At 69.7% G+C, this 17,073-nt stretch carries 15 protein-coding genes and 1 riboswitch; of the genes, 9 read left to right on the top strand and 6 right to left on the bottom strand.

Going from position 1 to position 17,073, the window contains the following annotated elements:
• Positions 1-1,112 (bottom strand): histidine kinase (locus CEK65_RS12810; RefSeq protein WP_152181981.1); only part of this gene is annotated, 1,112 nt, incomplete at its 3' end.
• A 140-nt stretch (positions 1,113-1,252) separates the two neighbouring features.
• Between CEK65_RS12810 and CEK65_RS12815 the strand changes: the two genes are divergently transcribed.
• From CEK65_RS12815 to CEK65_RS12835, 5 genes are all read left to right on the top strand, one after another.
• Entirely contained in the window at positions 1,253-1,846 is a 594-nt protein-coding gene (locus CEK65_RS12815) for a GNAT family N-acetyltransferase (RefSeq protein ID WP_010341204.1), read from the top strand.
• A gap of 2 nt (positions 1,847-1,848) precedes the next feature.
• Positions 1,849-2,610 carry a septum site-determining protein MinC gene (gene minC, locus CEK65_RS12820; protein ID WP_152181982.1) on the top strand — a complete coding sequence of 254 codons (762 nt, stop codon included), beginning with the start codon at positions 1,849-1,851 and terminating at the stop codon, positions 2,608-2,610.
• Between the two features lie 36 nt (positions 2,611-2,646).
• Positions 2,647-3,456, top strand: a complete 810-nt coding sequence (gene minD, locus CEK65_RS12825; RefSeq protein ID WP_010340244.1) for a septum site-determining protein MinD — start codon at positions 2,647-2,649, stop codon at positions 3,454-3,456.
• Between the two features lie 2 nt (positions 3,457-3,458).
• A complete protein-coding gene (gene minE, locus CEK65_RS12830; protein WP_010340245.1) occupies positions 3,459-3,716 on the top strand; it encodes a cell division topological specificity factor MinE in 258 nt (85 codons plus the stop codon).
• Positions 3,717-3,842: 126 nt separating this feature from the next.
• Positions 3,843-4,340 (top strand): hypothetical protein, encoded by a 498-nt coding sequence (locus CEK65_RS12835; RefSeq protein ID WP_152181983.1) that lies wholly within the window; start codon positions 3,843-3,845, stop codon positions 4,338-4,340.
• Between the two features lie 10 nt (positions 4,341-4,350).
• Here CEK65_RS12835 and CEK65_RS12840 read toward each other — a convergent pair whose 3' ends face one another.
• Complete coding sequence (locus CEK65_RS12840; RefSeq protein WP_017910133.1) at positions 4,351-5,664, bottom strand: HAMP domain-containing sensor histidine kinase; 1,314 nt, start codon at positions 5,662-5,664, stop codon at positions 4,351-4,353.
• Entirely contained in the window at positions 5,654-6,355 is a 702-nt protein-coding gene (locus tag CEK65_RS12845) for a response regulator transcription factor (RefSeq protein WP_010340248.1), read from the bottom strand. Before CEK65_RS12845 ends, CEK65_RS12840 begins: the two co-directional genes overlap by 11 nt.
• A gap of 304 nt (positions 6,356-6,659) precedes the next feature.
• Here CEK65_RS12845 and CEK65_RS12850 point away from each other — a divergent pair, with 304 nt between their 5' ends.
• The 3 genes from CEK65_RS12850 (at position 6,660) to CEK65_RS12860 (ending at position 11,242) form a co-directional block, all read left to right on the top strand.
• Positions 6,660-7,439: a phosphatase PAP2 family protein gene (locus CEK65_RS12850; RefSeq protein WP_152181984.1), complete on the top strand. Its 780-nt coding sequence runs from the start codon at positions 6,660-6,662 to the stop codon at positions 7,437-7,439.
• A complete protein-coding gene (locus CEK65_RS12855; protein ID WP_152181985.1) occupies positions 7,436-9,097 on the top strand; it encodes a phosphoethanolamine--lipid A transferase in 1,662 nt (553 codons plus the stop codon). Before CEK65_RS12850 ends, CEK65_RS12855 begins: the two co-directional genes overlap by 4 nt.
• Positions 9,098-9,223: 126 nt before the next feature.
• Positions 9,224-11,242, top strand: coding sequence for a M2 family metallopeptidase (locus CEK65_RS12860; RefSeq protein ID WP_152181986.1), 2,019 nt, complete (start codon positions 9,224-9,226; stop codon positions 11,240-11,242).
• Between the two features lie 30 nt (positions 11,243-11,272).
• Here the strand turns inward: CEK65_RS12860 and CEK65_RS12865 are convergent, their stop codons facing one another.
• From CEK65_RS12865 to CEK65_RS12875, 3 genes are read right to left on the bottom strand one after another with little or no spacing between them, the layout of a single operon-like run.
• Complete coding sequence (locus tag CEK65_RS12865) at positions 11,273-11,803, bottom strand: GNAT family N-acetyltransferase (RefSeq protein WP_017911298.1); 531 nt, start codon at positions 11,801-11,803, stop codon at positions 11,273-11,275.
• Positions 11,804-11,807: 4 nt separating this feature from the next.
• Positions 11,808-12,218 (bottom strand): hypothetical protein, encoded by a 411-nt coding sequence (locus CEK65_RS12870; protein WP_017910138.1) that lies wholly within the window; start codon positions 12,216-12,218, stop codon positions 11,808-11,810.
• Positions 12,219-12,268: 50 nt separating this feature from the next.
• Positions 12,269-13,519, bottom strand: a complete 1,251-nt coding sequence (locus tag CEK65_RS12875) for a multidrug effflux MFS transporter (RefSeq protein WP_152181987.1) — start codon at positions 13,517-13,519, stop codon at positions 12,269-12,271.
• Positions 13,520-13,807: 288 nt separating this feature from the next.
• A riboswitch (glycine riboswitch) is annotated at positions 13,808-13,912 on the top strand.
• Positions 13,913-14,014: 102 nt separating this feature from the next.
• Between CEK65_RS12875 and gcvP the strand changes: the two genes are divergently transcribed.
• A complete protein-coding gene (gcvP, locus tag CEK65_RS12880) occupies positions 14,015-16,876 on the top strand; it encodes an aminomethyl-transferring glycine dehydrogenase (RefSeq protein ID WP_152181988.1) in 2,862 nt (953 codons plus the stop codon).
• Positions 16,877-17,073 lie beyond the last annotated feature (197 nt).

The raw sequence follows: 17,073 nt of genomic DNA on the forward strand, positions 1-17,073 counted from the left end.
GACGTGGCGGCCGCCACGTCCAGGCTGCCGCCATACTGGCTCAGGCGCTCGCGCATGCCGCGCAGGCCGTTGCCGGGAGCCAGGGTCTCGCACCCGCGGCCGTCGTCGCGCGCCTGGATCACCACCTGCGGGCCGTCGCGGCGCACCTCGATCCACAGATTGTCGGCCTGGGCGTGGCGCACCGCGTTGGTGATGATCTCCTGGGTGCAGCGCAGCAACACGTGCGCACGCTCGGGATCCTCCACGGTCAGCGGCTCCTCCACCTGCAGATGGATCTGCAGCGACGGCACCCGCTCGGCCAGCGGCCGCAGCGCCGCCGCCAGGTCGATCGCACCGCTGTCGCGCAACTGGCTGACCGCCTCGCGCACGTCGGTCAGCAGCAGCTTGGCCAGGGTATGCGCCTGCTGCACGTGCTCCTGCGCGCGGCCCTCGGTGATATGGCCGGCCACTTCCAGGTTCAGGCTGAGCGCGGTCAGGTGGTGGCCGAGCAGGTCGTGCAGTTCGCGCGAGATGCGGGTGCGCTCGTTGACCCGGGCGCTCTCGGCCAGCAGCGCGCGGGTGGCGCGCAGCTCGGCGTTGAGCTGGCGCTGCTCCTCGCGCGCCTGGGTCTGCTGGCGCGCGACCAGGCTGGTGACGAAGATGAACATGGAGAAGCCGCCGTACAGCAGCGACTGCATCAGCGCCTCGAACGGCGGGAAGCCGATGGTCAGGTACACCGGCAGCACCGCCAGCTGGCTCAGCAGCAGCCAGGCCACGCCGGCGCGCACCGGCAGCAGCCAGGGGATCACCCCGGCCGCGACCATCATCAGGATACTGCCCAGCCCCGAGCGGTGCAGGTAGCCGACCGCCAGCGCGCAGATGGTCAGCAGCACCAGCATGCCGCGGTCGTACCAACGCACGCCGTCGCCGCTGTGCAGGCGTCGGGTCAGCAGGAAATAGACCACGCCGAAGCCCAGGTAGCTGGTCAGCAGCAGCCACACCTCGCCGCTGGGCATCCGTCCCGATTCCTCGACCGGCTCCCAGTACAGGTACAGCAACGGCATGCAGATGACCGCCCAGGTGAACAGGCCGGCATAGCGCAGGACGCGGGTATGGCTGAGATATCCCAACATGCAGCCATCTTAGGATGAACGGCGCGCATTGCACTCCCACGGAAGTCATGCCGGCGCGGCTCGCCGCCCCGGGTCGCGCGTGCGATAATCCGCCCCTGCGGTCCGCACGGGGCCGCGCGCGCATCAGCAATGGAGTCTCAATGTCGATCGTCATCCGCGACGTGCGCGAGCACGAGCTCGATTCGGTCCTGGCCCTGAACAACAACGCCGGACTGGCGATCCTGCCGCTGGATTCGGCCAAGCTGCACCGCTTCTACGAAACCGCAGAGTACTTCCGCGTCGCCGAGCGCGACGGCAACCTGGCCGGCTTCCTGGTCGGCTTCGGCAGCGACAGCGACCACGACAGCAGCAACTTCGCCTGGTTCCGCGAGCGCTACCCACAGTTTTTCTATATCGACCGCATCGTGGTGGCCAGCCGCCGCCGCGGCGGCGGCGTCGGCCGGGCGTTCTACGCCGACGTGCAGAGCTACGCCGAGTTGCGCTACCCGCAACTGGCGTGCGAGGTTTTCCTGGATCACGGCGCCGATGCGGCGCTGCTGTTCCATGGCAGCTTCGGTTTCCGCGAAGTGGGCCAGAACACGATGAACGAAGTGGAGGTGCGTGCGAGCATGCTGTTGAAGGATCTGTGCAGTTACGCCTGGGTGCGCGAAACCTACGGCGACACCCTGCCCGACCTGCCCTGGGCCGGCCACGCCCATCGTCTGCAGCGGGCGCAGCGCCCGACCGGGACCTGAGCGTGTCGTCGATGAATCTGGACTTCGAGCAGGCCGGCGAACTGAAGATCGGCCAGGTCGGCATCGCCAACCTGCGCGTGCGCACGCTGGACGTGGCGCGGCTGAGCCAGGAGATGCGCGAGCGCGTGCAGCGCGCGCCCAAGCTGTTCGGCCGGGCCGCGGTGATCATCGATTTCGGCGGGCTGGCGCAGACCCCGGACGTGGCCACCGCGCAGGCGCTGCTGGACGGGCTGCGCGACGCCGGCGTGCTGCCGGTGGCGCTGGCCTACGGCACCCGCGAGATCGAGGAACTGTCGGTGGCGCTGGGGCTGCCGCTGCTGGCCAAGTTCCGCGCGCAGTACGAACGTTTCGATGGCGGCGCGCCCGCTGCGGCTCCGACACCGGTCTCGCCGCCGCCCCCGCCTCCGCCGCCGCCCGCTCCGGCGGCGCGGCCGCAACCCGGGCGCATGCAGAAGAACGCGGTGCGCTCCGGGCAGCAGCTGTACGCGGAGAACTGCGACCTGACCGTGATGGCCACCGTCGGCGCCGGCGCCGAGGTGATCTCCGACGGCAGCATCCACATCTACGGCACGCTGCGCGGCCGTGCGCTGGCCGGCGCCCAGGGCAACACCGAGGCGCGGATCTTCTGCCGCGATTTCCACGCCGAACTGGTCGCCATTGCCGGCCACTACAAGGTGCTGGACGATATTCCCAAGGAACTGCGTGGCAAGGCCGTCCAGGTCTGGCTGGAGCAGGACCAGATCATGATCGCCGCGCAAGACTGACGCGGCCCAACCTCGAACGTATCAGGAGATAGTCCTTTGGCTGAAATTATCGTTGTCACCTCCGGCAAGGGCGGCGTCGGCAAGACCACCACCAGCGCGAGCCTGGCCTGCGGGCTGGCGCGACGCGGCAAGAAGGTCGCCGTGATCGACTTCGACGTGGGCCTGCGCAACCTCGACCTGATCATGGGCTGCGAGCGCCGCGTGGTGTACGACTTCGTCAACGTGGTGCACAACGAAGCCACGCTGAAGCAGGCGCTGATCAAGGACAAGCGCTTCGACAACCTGTTCGTGCTGGCCGCCTCGCAGACCCGCGACAAGGACGCGCTGACCCAGGAAGGCGTGGAGAAGGTGCTCAAGGACCTGGCCGCCGACGGCTTCGACTACATCGTCTGCGATTCGCCGGCCGGCATCGAGAAGGGCGCGTTCCTGGCGATGTACTTCGCCGACCGCGCGGTGGTGGTGGTCAACCCGGAAGTGTCCTCGGTGCGCGACTCCGACCGCATCCTCGGCCTGCTCGACTCCAAGACCCACAAGGCCGAGAGCGGCAAGAGCCTGCCCGCGTTCCTGCTGCTGACCCGCTACAGCCCGGCGCGCGTGGAAACCGGCGAGATGCTCAGCATCGGCGACGTGGAGGAAGTGCTCGGCCTGAAGGCGATCGGCGTGATCCCCGAATCCGGCGACGTGCTCAACGCCTCAAACAAGGGCGAGCCGGTGATCCTGGACGCCGAATCCCCGGCCGGCCAGGCCTACGAGGACGCCGTGGCGCGCATCCTCGGCGAGGAACGTCCGATGCGTTTCATCTCCGTGGAGAAGAAGGGCTTCTTCACCAAGTTGTTCGGAGGGTGAGCATGGGACTATTCGATTTCCTCAAGACCAAGAAGAACACCGCCGAGACCGCGAAGAACCGCCTGCAGATCATCATCGCGCAGGAACGCAGCCACCGCGGCGGCCCGGACTACCTGCCGCTGCTGCAGCGCGAACTGTTGGAAGTGATCAAGAAGTACGTCAACATCGACGCCGACGCGGTCAAGGTGGACCTGGTCAAGGACGGCGAGCACGACGTGCTCGACATCTCCGTCGCCCTGCCGGAAGGGCCGACGCCCTGAGGCCGCGCGTCGGCCGTGGCAGCCGCCGCGGCTGACGCGTCGATCCGGGCCGGCGCCGCGACGCGCTGTGCCTGCCGTGATCGGGCGCGCCCGCCGCGCCTTTTCCATCCCGACGACCTCCACACGATGCAGACCGACGCCGCCCTCTCCACTGCCGCCGCCCAGGTGCTGACCGTGGGCACGATCGGCCTGGACGCGCCGCGTGCGCTGCTGGCTGGCTATGGGCTGACCCTGCACCGCGTCGCCGACGGCGCCGCCATTCCCGGCAGCTACTGGGGCGAGCCGGAGGCGGGGGTGATCGCCAGCGACGTCTACGTGCGCGACGACACGCCGGTGCATTCGCTGCTGCACGAAGCCTGCCACCTGATCGTGCTGCCGCCGCAGCGGCGGGCGCAGGTGCATACCGACGCTACCGACTCGGTGGAAGAAGAAGACGCCACCTGCTACCTGCAGATCGTGCTGGCCGACGCCCTGCCCGGCGTGGGCCGTGCGCGGCTGATGGCGGACATGGACGCGTGGGGCTACACCTACCGGCTCGGTTCCACCCGCGCCTGGTTCGAGCAGGACGCCGACGACGCGCGCACCTGGCTGGCGCAACGCGGGCTGCTGCCGGCGCAAGCCTAGCCCGTCGTCCTTACGACGCGGGCGACGGCGGCGACGCGCCGGGGCGCTTCAGCGCGCTGCTCAGGTCCAGCGTCGCGCGGGTGCCGCTGCCGGCCAGCGAATCCAGGTGCAGCGCCCAGCCCAGGTGTTCGCACAGCCGCGCGATCAGGTCCAGACCGATACCGCTGCCCTCGCGGCTGCCGCCGCCGCGCGCCATGCGCATGTAGATCGCGCTGATCTCTTCCGGGCTCATGCCGTGGCCGGGATCGTCGATGCAGACCACGCCCGGCGCCAACATCGTGATCTGGATCTGCCCCTTGTCGCTGTTCTCGATGGCGTTGCGCAGCAGGTTGCCGATGGCGACCTGCAGGATCGCCAGCGGCGTCTCCACCTCGCACGGCGGCATCGGCGCCAGGGCCAGCTCCAGGCGCTTGTCCGCGCACAGGTGGCGATGGTCCTCGACGATCTCCGGCAGCAACTGGTCCAGCCGCACCAGGTCGCTGCCACGCGCCATCCGCGCCGGATCCTTGGCCAGCACCAGCAGCAGCGAGATGAGTTGGCCGACGCCGCTGGCGGTACGGCGGATGCGCAGCAACTGGTTGCGCACGCTGGGCGGTACGTCGTGCTGCTCCAGCGCCAGCTCGGCGGCGCCGCCGATCACCGCCACCGGCGTGCGCAGTTCGTGGCTGGTGCTGTCGATGAAGGCGCGCTCGCGCTCCACGAACAGGTCGTTGCGCGCCAGGTAGTCGTTCAGCGCTTCGGCGATCACCACCTGCTCGGCGCTGGCGCGCGGATGCACCTCGATGCGCTGCCCGGGCCGGTCCGGGCGCAGGCTGCCGATGCGCTGGGCCATGTCGATCAGCGGCTGCACCACCCGGCCCATGCCCCAGGCCACCAGCGCGCCGAGCAGCAGCACCGCCACCGCGTTGGATACCAGCATCCACAGCGCCAGGTTGTCCTCATGGTCGTGCAGTTCGGTGATGTCCAGCGCCAGCGCCAGGCGACGGCCGCGCACGTCCTGCACCAGCACCACCTTCTCGCTGCCTTCCAGTTGCACTTCGTCGTGCAGGCCCGGACCCAGCGCCGTCACTGCCGGCGGCAGCGGTGCGCCACCCTCGTCGCCGTACAGGCTCACGGTGCGGGTGTCGATCCAGCGATAGTCCGGGTCGGCCGCGCTGCGCGCCAGGAAGTGGTCCAGCTCGGAGGTCAGCAACGAGCGCCAGGTGAGCTGCTCGGCCTGGTCGTTGACGATGTAGCCATGCACGAACACCGCCAGCGACAGCAGCGCCGCGTAGCCCACCAGCCACAGGGTCAGCCGCTGCCGCAGGCCGGCCCTAGTCGGCATGCTCGCCCTCGTGGGGACCGACCACCGCCAGGCGGTAGCCGATGCGCGGCAGGGTGTGGATCAGCTTGGCCGCGAACGGGCCATCGACGCTGCGGCGCAGGTCGTAGATGTGCGAACGCAGCATGTCCCCGTCCGGCGGCTCGTCGCCCCACAGCGCCTGCTCCAGGCGGTCGCGGGTGACCGCGGCCGGGCTGGCCTGCATCAGCACCTCCAGCAGCTTGCGACAGGCCGGGTACAGATGCAGGGTGCGCCCGCCGCGGGTCACTTCCAGCGTGGACAGGTCCAGCTGCAGGTCGCCCACGCGCAGCAGCTTGCTGCGGCCGCGGCCGCTGGCGCGCACCAGCAGCGCCTCCAGCCGCACTTCCAGTTCCGGCAGCGCGAACGGCTTGGTCAGGTAATCGTCGGCACCGGCGCGGAAGCCGGCGATCTTGTCCGGCAGCTCGTCGCGCGCGGTCAGCATGATCACCGGCACGTCGGCGTGGTGTTCCTCGCGCAGCGCGCGCAGCACCTGCTGCCCGTCCAGGCGCGGCAGCATCCAGTCCAGGATCAGCGCGTCGTAGCGCTGGGTGGTGGCCAGGTGCAAGCCGGTCACGCCATCGGGCGCCGCGTCCAGGGTGTGGCCGCGCACCTCGAAGTAGTCGAACAGATTGGCGACCAGGTTCCGGTTGTCTTCTATGACCAGCAGCCGCATGGGCGCGCTCGAATTCGGGGGACGGACCTGCCCATGCTAGCGGAAGCGTGTCGGAACGAAGTCAGAACGGCCGCGCGCCCTTGATCGAATCTCGACAAACCCTGGAAGGAATCCCAACACGACATCCTCAGGCTGGCAGTCCTGCCGGTCACGGACTTGTATGGCCCGGCGCTTGCATCAGTGCGGCGGTGCGCAACCTTCGCTGAAGCCCTGGCCCTCTCACCGGCAGTTCCGACAGCTATCCGACACCGGCAACCTGACCATGCCCCCACTTTCCCGCCGTCCCTGGCCGCTTTCGTCGACCATGATCAGTACGCCCCTGCGATTGTCCGCTGCGGCGGCGCCCCACCTCGGCGCACGCCGGCATTTCTATTTGTTCCACCTCTGGATGCCGCTGGCGCTGGTGCTGCTGGCCAGTGGCGTGCTGATGGGCCTGGGCGGGGATTTCTGGATCGCCGACCTGCTGTATCGCTGGGAAGGCGGACAGTGGGCGCTGAAGGATGCTGCGCTGACCCGTAGCCTGATCCACCACGACGGCAAGATGCTGAGCGCGGCGGCATGGGCGGTGACCGCCGCGCTGGCGGTGTGGGCCTGGCACCGTCCGGATGCCCGCCGCTACCGGCTGCCGCTGCTGTACCTGCTGCTGACGGTGGCGCTGAGCACCGGCGTGGTGTCGCTGCTGAAGTCGGTGACCCACATGGACTGCCCCTGGGACCTGGTCCGCTATGGCGGCGAGCGGATCTTCGTGGGCCTGTTCGAGACCCGCCCGGCGGGCATGCCGCGCGGGGTATGCTTCCCCGCCGGTCATTCCAGTGCCGGCTATGCCTGGGTGGGGCTGTACTTCGTCGCGCTGGCGCTCAAGCCGGCCTGGCGTTGGCCGGCGCTGGCGATCGGCCTCGGGGGAGGCCTGCTGTTCGGTCTCGGCCAACAGCTGCGCGGCGCGCATTTCATGTCGCACGACCTGTGGACGCTGGCCCTGTGCTGGGGCGTGGCACTGGGCCTGTACCGGGCGATGCTGTGGCCGCGCGCGACCCTGTCGCAGGCCAATCGACGCCCTTCCACTACCAACGATTCCGCCGCATGAGCCATTCCGTCGCCCCGCCCTCGCCGTCCACCGCCTCCCGCGCCCGCTGGTGGGCCTGGCGTCCGCAATTGAGCAACGAGATGCTGGCGCTGGCGGCCAGCGCGTTCTTCGCCCTGGCCTGCAACGGCATGTTCTGGCGCAGCGCGATGAGCGGCCATGGCGGCGACGTGAAGCTGGCGCTGTCGCTGTTCCTGCTGCTGCTGGCGGTGCACGGCCTGCTGCTGGGCCTGCTGCTGTGGCGCGGCATCGCCAAGCCGGTGCTGACGGTGCTGCTGATCACCACCGCGTTCGCCGCGCACTACATGAACAGCTACAGCGTCTACCTGGACGCGGACATGCTGCGCAACGTGCTGGCCACCGACCACAAGGAATCGCGCGAGCTGATGACCCCGGCGCTGATCGCGCCGCTGCTGTTCTACGCGGCGCTGCCGATCCTGGTGCTGTGGCGGGTGCGGCTGATCCGGCGTTCGCCGCTGAAAGCGCTGGCGATCCGCGCCGGCTTCCTGATCGGCATGCTGGCGCTGGGCGGCGTCGCTGCGATGCTGTCGTTCCAGGACCTGTCGGCGATGATGCGCAACCATCGCGAGATCCGCTACCTGGCCACGCCGATCAATTACCTGGTCGCGCTGCGGCAGAACTTCAAGTCCGACAGCCCCACGCGCAAGGCGCCGAAGCTGCCGCTGGAACACGACGCCAAGGCCACCACGCGTGCGCCGGGCAGCAAGCCGCGGCTGCTGGTGGTGGTGCTGGGCGAAACCGCCCGCGCGCAGAACTGGGGCCTCAACGGCTATGCGCGGCAGACCACGCCGGAGCTGGCCAAGCGCGACGTGATCAACTTCCCCGACATGCACTCCTGCGGCACCAGCACCGAGGTGTCGGTGCCGTGCATGTTCTCGCCGTTCGGCCGCCACGACTACAACGAGAGCAACATCCGCAAGCACCAGTCGCTGCTGCACGTGCTCGAGCACGCCGGCATCAGCACGCTGTGGCGCGACAACCAGTCCGGCTGCAAGGGCGTGTGCGACGGCCTGCAGATCCAGCACCTGGACGACGCCAAGGATCCGCAGCTGTGCAAGGACGGACGCTGCATGGACGAGATCCTGCTGCAGGACCTGGCCGCGCAGGTGCGCGCCAAGCCCGGCGACCGCGTGGTGGTGCTGCACCAGCTCGGCAGCCACGGCCCCAGCTACTTCGAGCGCTACCCGGTCGCGTTCCGCCGCTTCACCCCGACCTGCGACACCGCCGACCTGGGCAACTGCAGCCGCGAACTGATCACCAACGCCTACGACAATTCGCTGCTGTACACCGACCACCTGCTGGCGCGCACCATCGACGCGCTGCAGGCGATGCCCGACTACGACACGGCGATGATCTACCTCTCCGACCACGGCGAGTCGCTGGGCGAGAAGGGCCTGTACCTGCATGGCGTGCCCTACGCGATCGCGCCGCAGGAGCAGACCCATGTGCCGATGGTGATGTGGTTCTCGCCCGGCTTCGCCAGCGCGCGCGGCCTGGACCTGGCCTGCCTGCAGGCGCGGTCGCGCCGCTACGCCGACCAGGACAACCTGTTCCCGTCGGTGCTGGGCCTGATGCAGGTCAGGACCGGCGTCTACGACCACGCGCGCGACCTGTTCGCGCAGTGCGCCAAGCCGCAATGACCGCCGGCCCACGCGCGGGCGTGGCGTAAGCGGACGCGGCGGCGCGACCCAGAGCGCGCCGCCTGAACTTGCGGCGGTGCGGGCGGGCCACTAGCCTTCCGGGCAATCGCCCTGCAAGGATTCGCCGTGACCCATCGCTCTCCGCTGCTCGCGCTGTGCCTCGGCGCGAGCCTGCTGACGCTGTCCGCCTGCCGCAAGGAACCCGCGGCCGAGACCGCCGCCCCCGCCGCGGCCCAGCCCCAGGGCGAGAGCGCCGACCAGTTCGTCGCCCGCATCAACGAGGAGTACCGCGCGCTGCTGCCGGAACTGACCGCGGCGCAGTGGCTGTCGGCGACCTACATCAACGGCGACAGCGAGCGACTGGCGGCCAGGGCCAACGCGCGCTGGCTGACCACCCTCAACGGCTGGATCGCGCAGGCCCGGCGCTACGACGGCAAGCCGATGTCGGCCGACAGCGCCCGCGCACTGCGCCTGCTGCAGCAGATGACCGCGATGCCGGCGCCGCGCGATCCGGCGCGGCTGGGCGAACTGGCCGCCCTGGCGACGAAGATGGAGGGCGCCTACGGCGCCGCGTCCTACTGCACCGGCGAGGGCGACGCGCGCCGTTGCCGGCAGTTGGGCGAACTGGAGGACGTGCTGCGCCGCAGCCGCGACTACGACCAGCAACTGGATGCCTGGCAGGGCTGGCACGCCGCCGTGCAACCGATGCGCAAGGACTACCAGCGCTTCGTCGAACTGGTCAACGAAGGCGCGCGCGACATGGGCTACGCCGACACCGGCGCACTGTGGCGCAGCGGCTACGACATGCCGCCGGCACAGCTCGCCGCCGAGACCGACCGGCTGTGGACGCAGGTCAAGCCGCTATACGAACAACTGCACTGCTACGCGCGCGGCAAGCTCGACGCCGAATACGGCAAGGACAAGGGCGAACTGGCCGGCGGCCTGCTGCCGGCGCATCTGCTCGGCAACATGTGGCAGCAGGACTGGAGCAACCTGTGGGACCTGCTGCAGCCCTACCCCGGCGCCGGCAGCCTCGACATCACCGACGCGCTGGAGCGGCAGTACCAGGGCAACCTGAGCGCGGCGCTGGCGCGGCGCAACGGCGACACCTCGGTGGACGCGCGGTTCATGGCCCAGCGCGAGGCGCAGTTGCTCAGCGCACGGCAGATGACCGAGCGCGCGCAGGACTTCTACACCTCGCTGGCGATGCCCAGGCTGCCCGACAGCTACTGGACGCGCAGCCAGTTCATCAAGCCGCTGGACCGCGACGTGGTCTGCCACGCCAGCGCCTGGGACATGGACATGGCCGGCGACGTGCGCACCAAGATGTGCGTCAAGCCGAACGAAGAGGACTTCACCACCATCTACCACGAACTCGGCCATGTCTATTACGACCTGGCCTACAACCCGCTGCCGCCGCTGTTCCAGGCGGGAGCCAACGACGGCTTCCACGAAGCCATCGGCGACACCGTGGTGCTGGCGATGACCCCGCAGTACCTGCATTCGATCGGCCTGGTCGACGCGCCGCAGGTGGGCCGCGAGGCGCTGATCAACGCGCAGATGCGCATGGCCTTGAGCAAGGTCGCGTTCCTGCCGTTCGGGCTGATGATCGACCGCTGGCGCTGGGGCGTGTTCGACGGCTCGATCGCCCCGGACCGCTACAACCAGGCCTGGTGGGAGCTGAAGGCCAAGTACCAGGGCGTGGCACCGGCGACACCGCGCGGCGAAGACTTCTTCGACCCCGGCGCCAAGTACCACGTGCCGGCCAACACCCCCTACACCCGCTACTTCCTCTCGCACATCCTGCAGTTCCAGTTCTACAAGAGCCTGTGCGACGCCGCCGGCTACAAGGGCCCGCTGTACGAGTGCACCTTCTACGGCAACAAGGAAGCCGGGCAGAAGTTCTGGTCGATGCTGCAACGTGGCGCCAGCCAGCCGTGGCAGGCCACGCTCAAGGAACTGACCGGCAGCGAGCGCATCGACGCCGGCCCGCTGCTGGAATACTTCGCGCCGATGCAGGAATGGCTCAAGCAACAGAACCAGGGACGGATGTGCGGGTGGGAGGCGTCGGCGCCTGTCTCGGCGCAAACCACCTCGCCCGCATCCCCTACGCCGGCTCCGACCACGCCACCGTCTCGGCATTGAGCGCTGCCAGCCGCATGGGCCACCGCCAGCTCAGTCGTCCGCCAGCCGCGCCCAGCGCTCGTGGTCGCGCCACACCCCGCCGATGCGCAGGTAGCGTGGCGAATAGCCTTCGCGGCGGAAGCCGGCGCGCTGCGCCAGCGCCAGCGAGCGGGTGTTGTCCGGCTGGATGTTGGCTTCCACCCGGTGCAGGCCCAGTTCGGCGAAGGCGTAGGCCACGCACAGGCGCAGCGCATGCGTCATCAGTCCGCGACCTTCGCAGCCGGCCATGGCGTGGTAGCCGAGATAGGCGCTCTGGAAACAGCCGCCGACCACCTGGCTGAAGGTGAACAGGCCGGCGAGCGCGCCGCTGCTGCGTTCGCGCGCCAGCAGGGCGATGTTGCTGCCGTCCAGGGTCTGCGCGTACCAGGCCTCGAAGCCCGGCACATCGGTGAACGGGTAGGTCCACGGGTGATGCAGGGCGACGCTGGCGCGGTGCGCCTGGATCAGCGCGATGCCGTCGCGGCGCCGCACCCGCGCCAGCGACACGGCCTCCTGCGCAGCCTGGCCGGCGCTCTGGCCCATGGCCTCAGGCCGGAGCCGCCGCGCCGTCGTCGCGACGCATGACCTGGGCGTGGCGCGTCTTGAACTCCTCGAAGCTCAGGCCCTGCGCCTGCGCATCGGCCTGCGCCGCGTCCTTCAGCGCGTCCGAGTACATCAGCCGCACCGGCGTGCCGGCGCGCTCGTGCAGCTCCGCTGCCTGCATGATCAGCGACAGCACCTGCGCGGCGCTCTCGCTCTGCCCGGCGATGCGCCCGTCCATGCCCAGCACCCACTCGCCGTCGCGGCGCACGATGCCGGCCAGCAAGGTGCGCTGCTGGTCGCGCAGTTCCGCATGCGGTTCGATGGGCGCGGCCGGCGCGGCGCCCTCGGCGCGGTGGCGCAGGCGCTCGGCCAGCTTCTTGCGCAGGTCGCGGCGCTGCTTGGACTGGATGGACATGCGGTTTCCTCAACGATGACCCGACGACGATAGCCCAACCGCGGCGATGCTCACAGCGGGTCGACCGGTTCCAGCCGCGGCACCTGCGCGTTCGGCCGCGGCAGGCGCTTGCCGCTGCGCCGCTCCCAGCGCCAGAAACCCCAGCCGAGCAGGAAGAACGCGCCCGAGCCCAGCGCCAGGTGCAGGGCATGGCCGCTGAGCAGCGGCGACAGCACCCCGGCCACCAGCACGGTGACCATCAACTGGGTGAAGGCCTGCAGCGAGGAGGCCAGCCCGCGCTGGCGCGGATACATGTCCAGCACCGCCAGCGCCAGGATCGGGAAGATCAGCGCGGTGCCCAGGCCGGCGAAGAAGATCGGCAGCACCGCCCAGGGCAGCGCGATGGCCGGCGCCAGCGCGGTATAGGCGATGTTGCCGGCCATCGACAGGCCGCAGCAGACGAAGCCGAAGCGCACCTGGCGCATCGGCCCGAGCCGCCCGGCCATGCGCCCGGACAGGAACGCGCCCAGGGTCATGCCGCCGATGGTGGGCAGGAACAGCCAGGCGAAGTCGCGCTCGGTCTTGCCCAGCAGGTCGATCATGAACACCGGCGCCGAGGCGATGTACAGGAACACGCCGCCGAAATTGAACGCGCCGGCCGCGGCCAGGCGCTGGAAGCGCGGATTGAGCGCGATGCCGATGTAGTCGCGCAGCAGCGTGCGCGGCGCCAGCGGCGTGCGCGCCTGCGGCGGATGCGTCTCCGGCATCCAGCGCAGGGTCGCCACCAGCAACAGCGAGGAGAAGCCGACCAGGAACCAGAAGATCGTCGGCCAGCCGCGGCCGCTGCCCAGGATCCAGCCGCCGATGATCGGCGCGATCGCCGGGGCGATGCCGAACAGCATCGACACCTGGCTCATCAGCCGCTGCGCATCGTCGCCGTGGAACAGGTCGCGGATCACCGCCCGCCCGACGATCATGCCGACCCCGGCCGACACACCCTGCAGCGCGCGGAACACCAGCAGGGTCGGCAGGTCGCGCGACAGCGCGCAGCCGGCCGAGGCCAGGATGAACACGACCAGCCCGGCCACGATCACCCGGCGCCGTCCCAACGCGTCGGACAGCGGCCCGTGGGCCAGGCCCATCAGCGCGTAGGCCAGCAGGTACACGCTCACCGTCTGCTGGATCGCCACCGGATCGGCATGCAGGCGCTGCGCAAGCTGCGGGAACGCCGGGAAGATCGTGTCGATGGAGAACGGACCGAACATCGCCAGCCCGGCCAGCAACAGGGCCATGCGGCGTGTGGACACGGACGGGAGCGTCATGGGGACATCATCCTGAAAGCCGGCCGCGGCGGCCGCAGGACGGGCGCACGCGCGGCGACGCCGTCCGGCATGGACGGGCGCGAGAAAAGGGAGTGCGGCCATGATACGCGCTGCGGCCGCAGGCGCGCATCCGCCGCGGCTTGCCCATTCAGGCTGGCGTGGGCGCGCGCGGCCCGCCGTGGGCGCCGCCGGCCACGTTATAATCGCTGCGCAGCAAGGTGGGAGAAGCGGGGCGACCCGCTGCCGAAGGCGCAAACGCCCGTAATCGCTCAGGCCCGATACCACCCGCACCAAGACTCTGGAGAGACCGGTCAAACCCGGCGCCGAAGGGGCACGAAGCGCAGCGCCAGCCGCCGCTTCCAAACTCTCAGGCAAAAGGACAGAGGGGCATTGGGAAGACGCGTGCTTCCCGTCGATCGTGCCCGCCGCTGCGGCCCGACGACGGCCTAGCGCGCGTCCCCGCCTCCTCGTGCCTTCCTCAGCCGGACGACTGCCATGTCTCACACCTCTTCGCTGCGCGACCTCGAACACCACTGCGCCTTCATCGAGCGCCACATCGGCCCGAACGACGCCGAGATCGCGCACATGCTGCGCACCGTCGGCCACGACTCGCTGGAGGCGATGACCGACGCCATCGTGCCTGGCAACATCAAGTCGCCCGCCGCGCTGGCGTTGCCCGACGCCATCACCGAGGAGGAGGCGCTGGCCAAGATCCGCGCCATCGCCGACAAGAACACCGTGTTCCGCAGCTTCATCGGCCAGGGCTACTACGGCACCCACACGCCGAAGGTCATCCTGCGCAACATCCTCGAGAACCCGGCCTGGTACACCGCCTACACCCCGTACCAGGCGGAGATCTCGCAGGGCCGCATGGAAGCGCTGATCAACTTCCAGACCATGTGCGCCGACCTCACCGGCATGGAAATCGCCAACGCCTCGCTGCTGGACGAAGCCACCGCCGCGGCCGAGGCGATGACCCTGGCCAAGCGCTCGGCCAAGTCCAGGTCCGACACCTTCTTCGTGCACGACGCGGTGCACCCGCAGACCCTGGAACTGCTGCGCACCCGCGCCGAGCCGCTGGGCATCGTGCTGCGCGTGGGCACGCCGGAGGAAGCGCTGCAGGCCGAGTGCTTCGGCGTGCTGCTGCAATACCCTGATAGTTTCGGTCACATCGGCGACCACAAGGCACTGGCCGACGCGGTGCACGCGCAAGGCGGCCTGGTCGCCGTCGCCACCGACCTGCTCGCGCTGACCCTGATCGCCGCCCCCGGCGAATGGGGCGCGGACATCGTGGTCGGCAATTCGCAGCGCTTCGGCGTGCCGTTCGGCTTCGGCGGCCCGCACGCCGCGTTCATGGCCTGCCGCGACGCCTACAAGCGTTCGATGCCGGGCCGCCTGATCGGCGTGTCGATCGACGCCGCCGGCAACCCCTCCTACCGCCTCACCCTGCAGACCCGCGAGCAGCACATCCGCCGCGAGAAGGCCACCTCCAACATCTGCACCGCGCAGGTGCTGCTGGCGGTGATGGCCTCGATGTACGCGGTGTACCACGGCCCCGAGGGCCTGGTGCGCATCGCCCGCCGCACCCACCGCCTGGCCGCGATCCTCGCCGCCGCGCTGCGCGGTGCAGGCGTCGCCGTCGGCGAGCGCTTCTTCGACACCCTGCACGTCACCGGCGTCGATGCCGAGGCCATCCACGCCAAGGCGCGCGTGGCCGGCATCAACCTGCGCGCGATCGACAGCGCATCGCTGGGCATCAGCCTGGACGAGACCGCCACCCGCGCCGACGTGGTCGCGCTGGCGCAGTTGTTCGGCGCGCAGGCCGATGTGGACGCGCTCGACGCCGCCACCGCCGATGCGCTGCCGCCGCAGCTGCTGCGGCACAGCGCGTTCCTGCAGCACCCGGTGTTCAACACCCACCACAGCGAGCACGAACTGTTGCGCTACATGCGCGCGCTGGCCGACAAGGACCTGGCGATGGATCGCACCATGATCCCGCTGGGCAGCTGCACCATGAAGCTCAACGCCACCGCCGAGATGATCCCGGTGACCTGGCCGCAGTTCGGCGCGATCCATCCGCTGGCCCCGGCCGAGCAGAGCGTCGGCTACAAGCAACTGATCGACGAACTGGAAGCGATGCTGGTCGAGTGCACCGGCTACGACGCGGTCAGCCTGCAGCCCAACTCCGGCGCGCAGGGCGAGTACGCCGGCCTGCTGGCGATCCGCGCCTATCACCGCGCGCGCGGCGAAGGCCACCGCGACATCTGCCTGATCCCCGAATCGGCGCACGGCACCAACCCGGCCTCGGCGCAGATGTGCGGCATGACCGTGGTGGTGACCAAGTGCGACGGCAACGGCAACGTCGATGTCGCCGACATCCGCGCCAAGGCCGAGAAGTACTCGGACCGCCTGGCCGCGCTGATGATCACCTACCCGTCCACCCACGGCGTGTTCGAGGAAGACGTGGTGGCGATCTGCGAAGCGGTGCACGCGCACGGCGGCCAGGTCTACACCGACGGCGCCAACATGAACGCGCTGGTCGGCCTGGCCAAGCCCGGCAAGTGGGGCTCGGACGTGTCGCACCTGAACCTGCACAAGACCTTCTGCATCCCGCACGGCGGCGGCGGCCCCGGCGTCGGCCCGTGCGCGGTGAAGGCGCACCTGGCACCGTACCTGCCCAAGACCCTGGGCGGCGACGGCGAGGTCGGCATGGTCAGCGCCGCCAGCTTCGGCAGCGCCTCGATCCTGCCGATCAGCTGGATGTACATCACCATGATGGGCAACAGCGGGCTGCGCAAGGCCACCCAGGTCGCGCTGCTCAACGCCAACTACATCGCCAAGCGCCTGGCGCCGTACTACAAGACGCTGTACACCGGCCGCAATGGCCTGGTCGCGCACGAATGCATCCTCGACGTGCGCCCGCTGGAGAAGACCAGCGGCATCGGCGCCGAGGACATCGCCAAGCGCCTGATCGACTTCGGCTTCCACGCGCCGACGCTGAGCTTCCCGGTCGCCGGCACGCTGATGGTGGAGCCGACCGAGAGCGAATCGCAGCACGAGCTGGACCGTTTCATCGACGCGATGATCCAGATCCGCGAGGAGATCGCCGCGATCGAGGACGGCCGCCTGGACCGCGAGGACAATCCGCTCAAGCACGCCCCGCACACCGCCGCGCAGGTCACCGCCAGCGAGTGGACCCACGCCTATCCGCGCGAGCTGGCCGCGTTCCCGCTGCCGACGCTGAAGCAGCAGAAGTACTGGCCGCCGGTGGCGCGCGTGGACAACGTGTACGGCGACAAGAACGTGATGTGCGCGTGCATCCCGGTGGATGCGTACAAGGAAGACGCGGTGGTCTGAGCCGCGTTCTCGTTCGACGCTGCACCCCAGACCCAGCCTCGTGCGCGAGGCTGGGTTTTTTTATGCGTGCGCAGCGCGCGTACCGAGGTAGACAAGTGCGCGCGATGCGGCGCGTTGCACGGCTCGTTCACGCCGCGCCACCCAGGATCGGGACTTCCGCCGCGCCCGCATCCTCACGCACCGGGCACCCCACCGCG

Source organism: Xanthomonas sp. LMG 12459, from assembly GCF_009192905.1.
Lineage (GTDB): Bacteria > Pseudomonadota > Gammaproteobacteria > Xanthomonadales > Xanthomonadaceae > Xanthomonas_A > Xanthomonas_A sontii.

Excerpts from the sequence above, each read along its gene's own strand:
- minE (WP_010340245.1), top strand. The coding sequence starts at position 3,459 with ATGGGACTATTCGATTTCCTCAAGACCAAGAAGAACACCGCCGAGACC.
- CEK65_RS12875 (WP_152181987.1), bottom strand. The coding sequence starts at position 13,519 with ATGACGCTCCCGTCCGTGTCCACACGCCGCATGGCCCTGTTGCTGGCC.
- CEK65_RS12815 (WP_010341204.1), top strand. The coding sequence starts at position 1,253 with ATGTCGATCGTCATCCGCGACGTGCGCGAGCACGAGCTCGATTCGGTC.
- CEK65_RS12835 (WP_152181983.1), top strand. The coding sequence starts at position 3,843 with ATGCAGACCGACGCCGCCCTCTCCACTGCCGCCGCCCAGGTGCTGACC.
- CEK65_RS12840 (WP_017910133.1), bottom strand. The coding sequence starts at position 5,664 with ATGCCGACTAGGGCCGGCCTGCGGCAGCGGCTGACCCTGTGGCTGGTG.
- CEK65_RS12850 (WP_152181984.1), top strand. The coding sequence starts at position 6,660 with ATGATCAGTACGCCCCTGCGATTGTCCGCTGCGGCGGCGCCCCACCTC.
- gcvP (WP_152181988.1), top strand. The coding sequence starts at position 14,015 with ATGTCTCACACCTCTTCGCTGCGCGACCTCGAACACCACTGCGCCTTC.
- CEK65_RS12870 (WP_017910138.1), bottom strand. The coding sequence starts at position 12,218 with ATGTCCATCCAGTCCAAGCAGCGCCGCGACCTGCGCAAGAAGCTGGCC.
- CEK65_RS12845 (WP_010340248.1), bottom strand. The coding sequence starts at position 6,355 with ATGCGGCTGCTGGTCATAGAAGACAACCGGAACCTGGTCGCCAATCTG.
- CEK65_RS12865 (WP_017911298.1), bottom strand. The coding sequence starts at position 11,803 with ATGGGCCAGAGCGCCGGCCAGGCTGCGCAGGAGGCCGTGTCGCTGGCG.
- CEK65_RS12855 (WP_152181985.1), top strand. The coding sequence starts at position 7,436 with ATGAGCCATTCCGTCGCCCCGCCCTCGCCGTCCACCGCCTCCCGCGCC.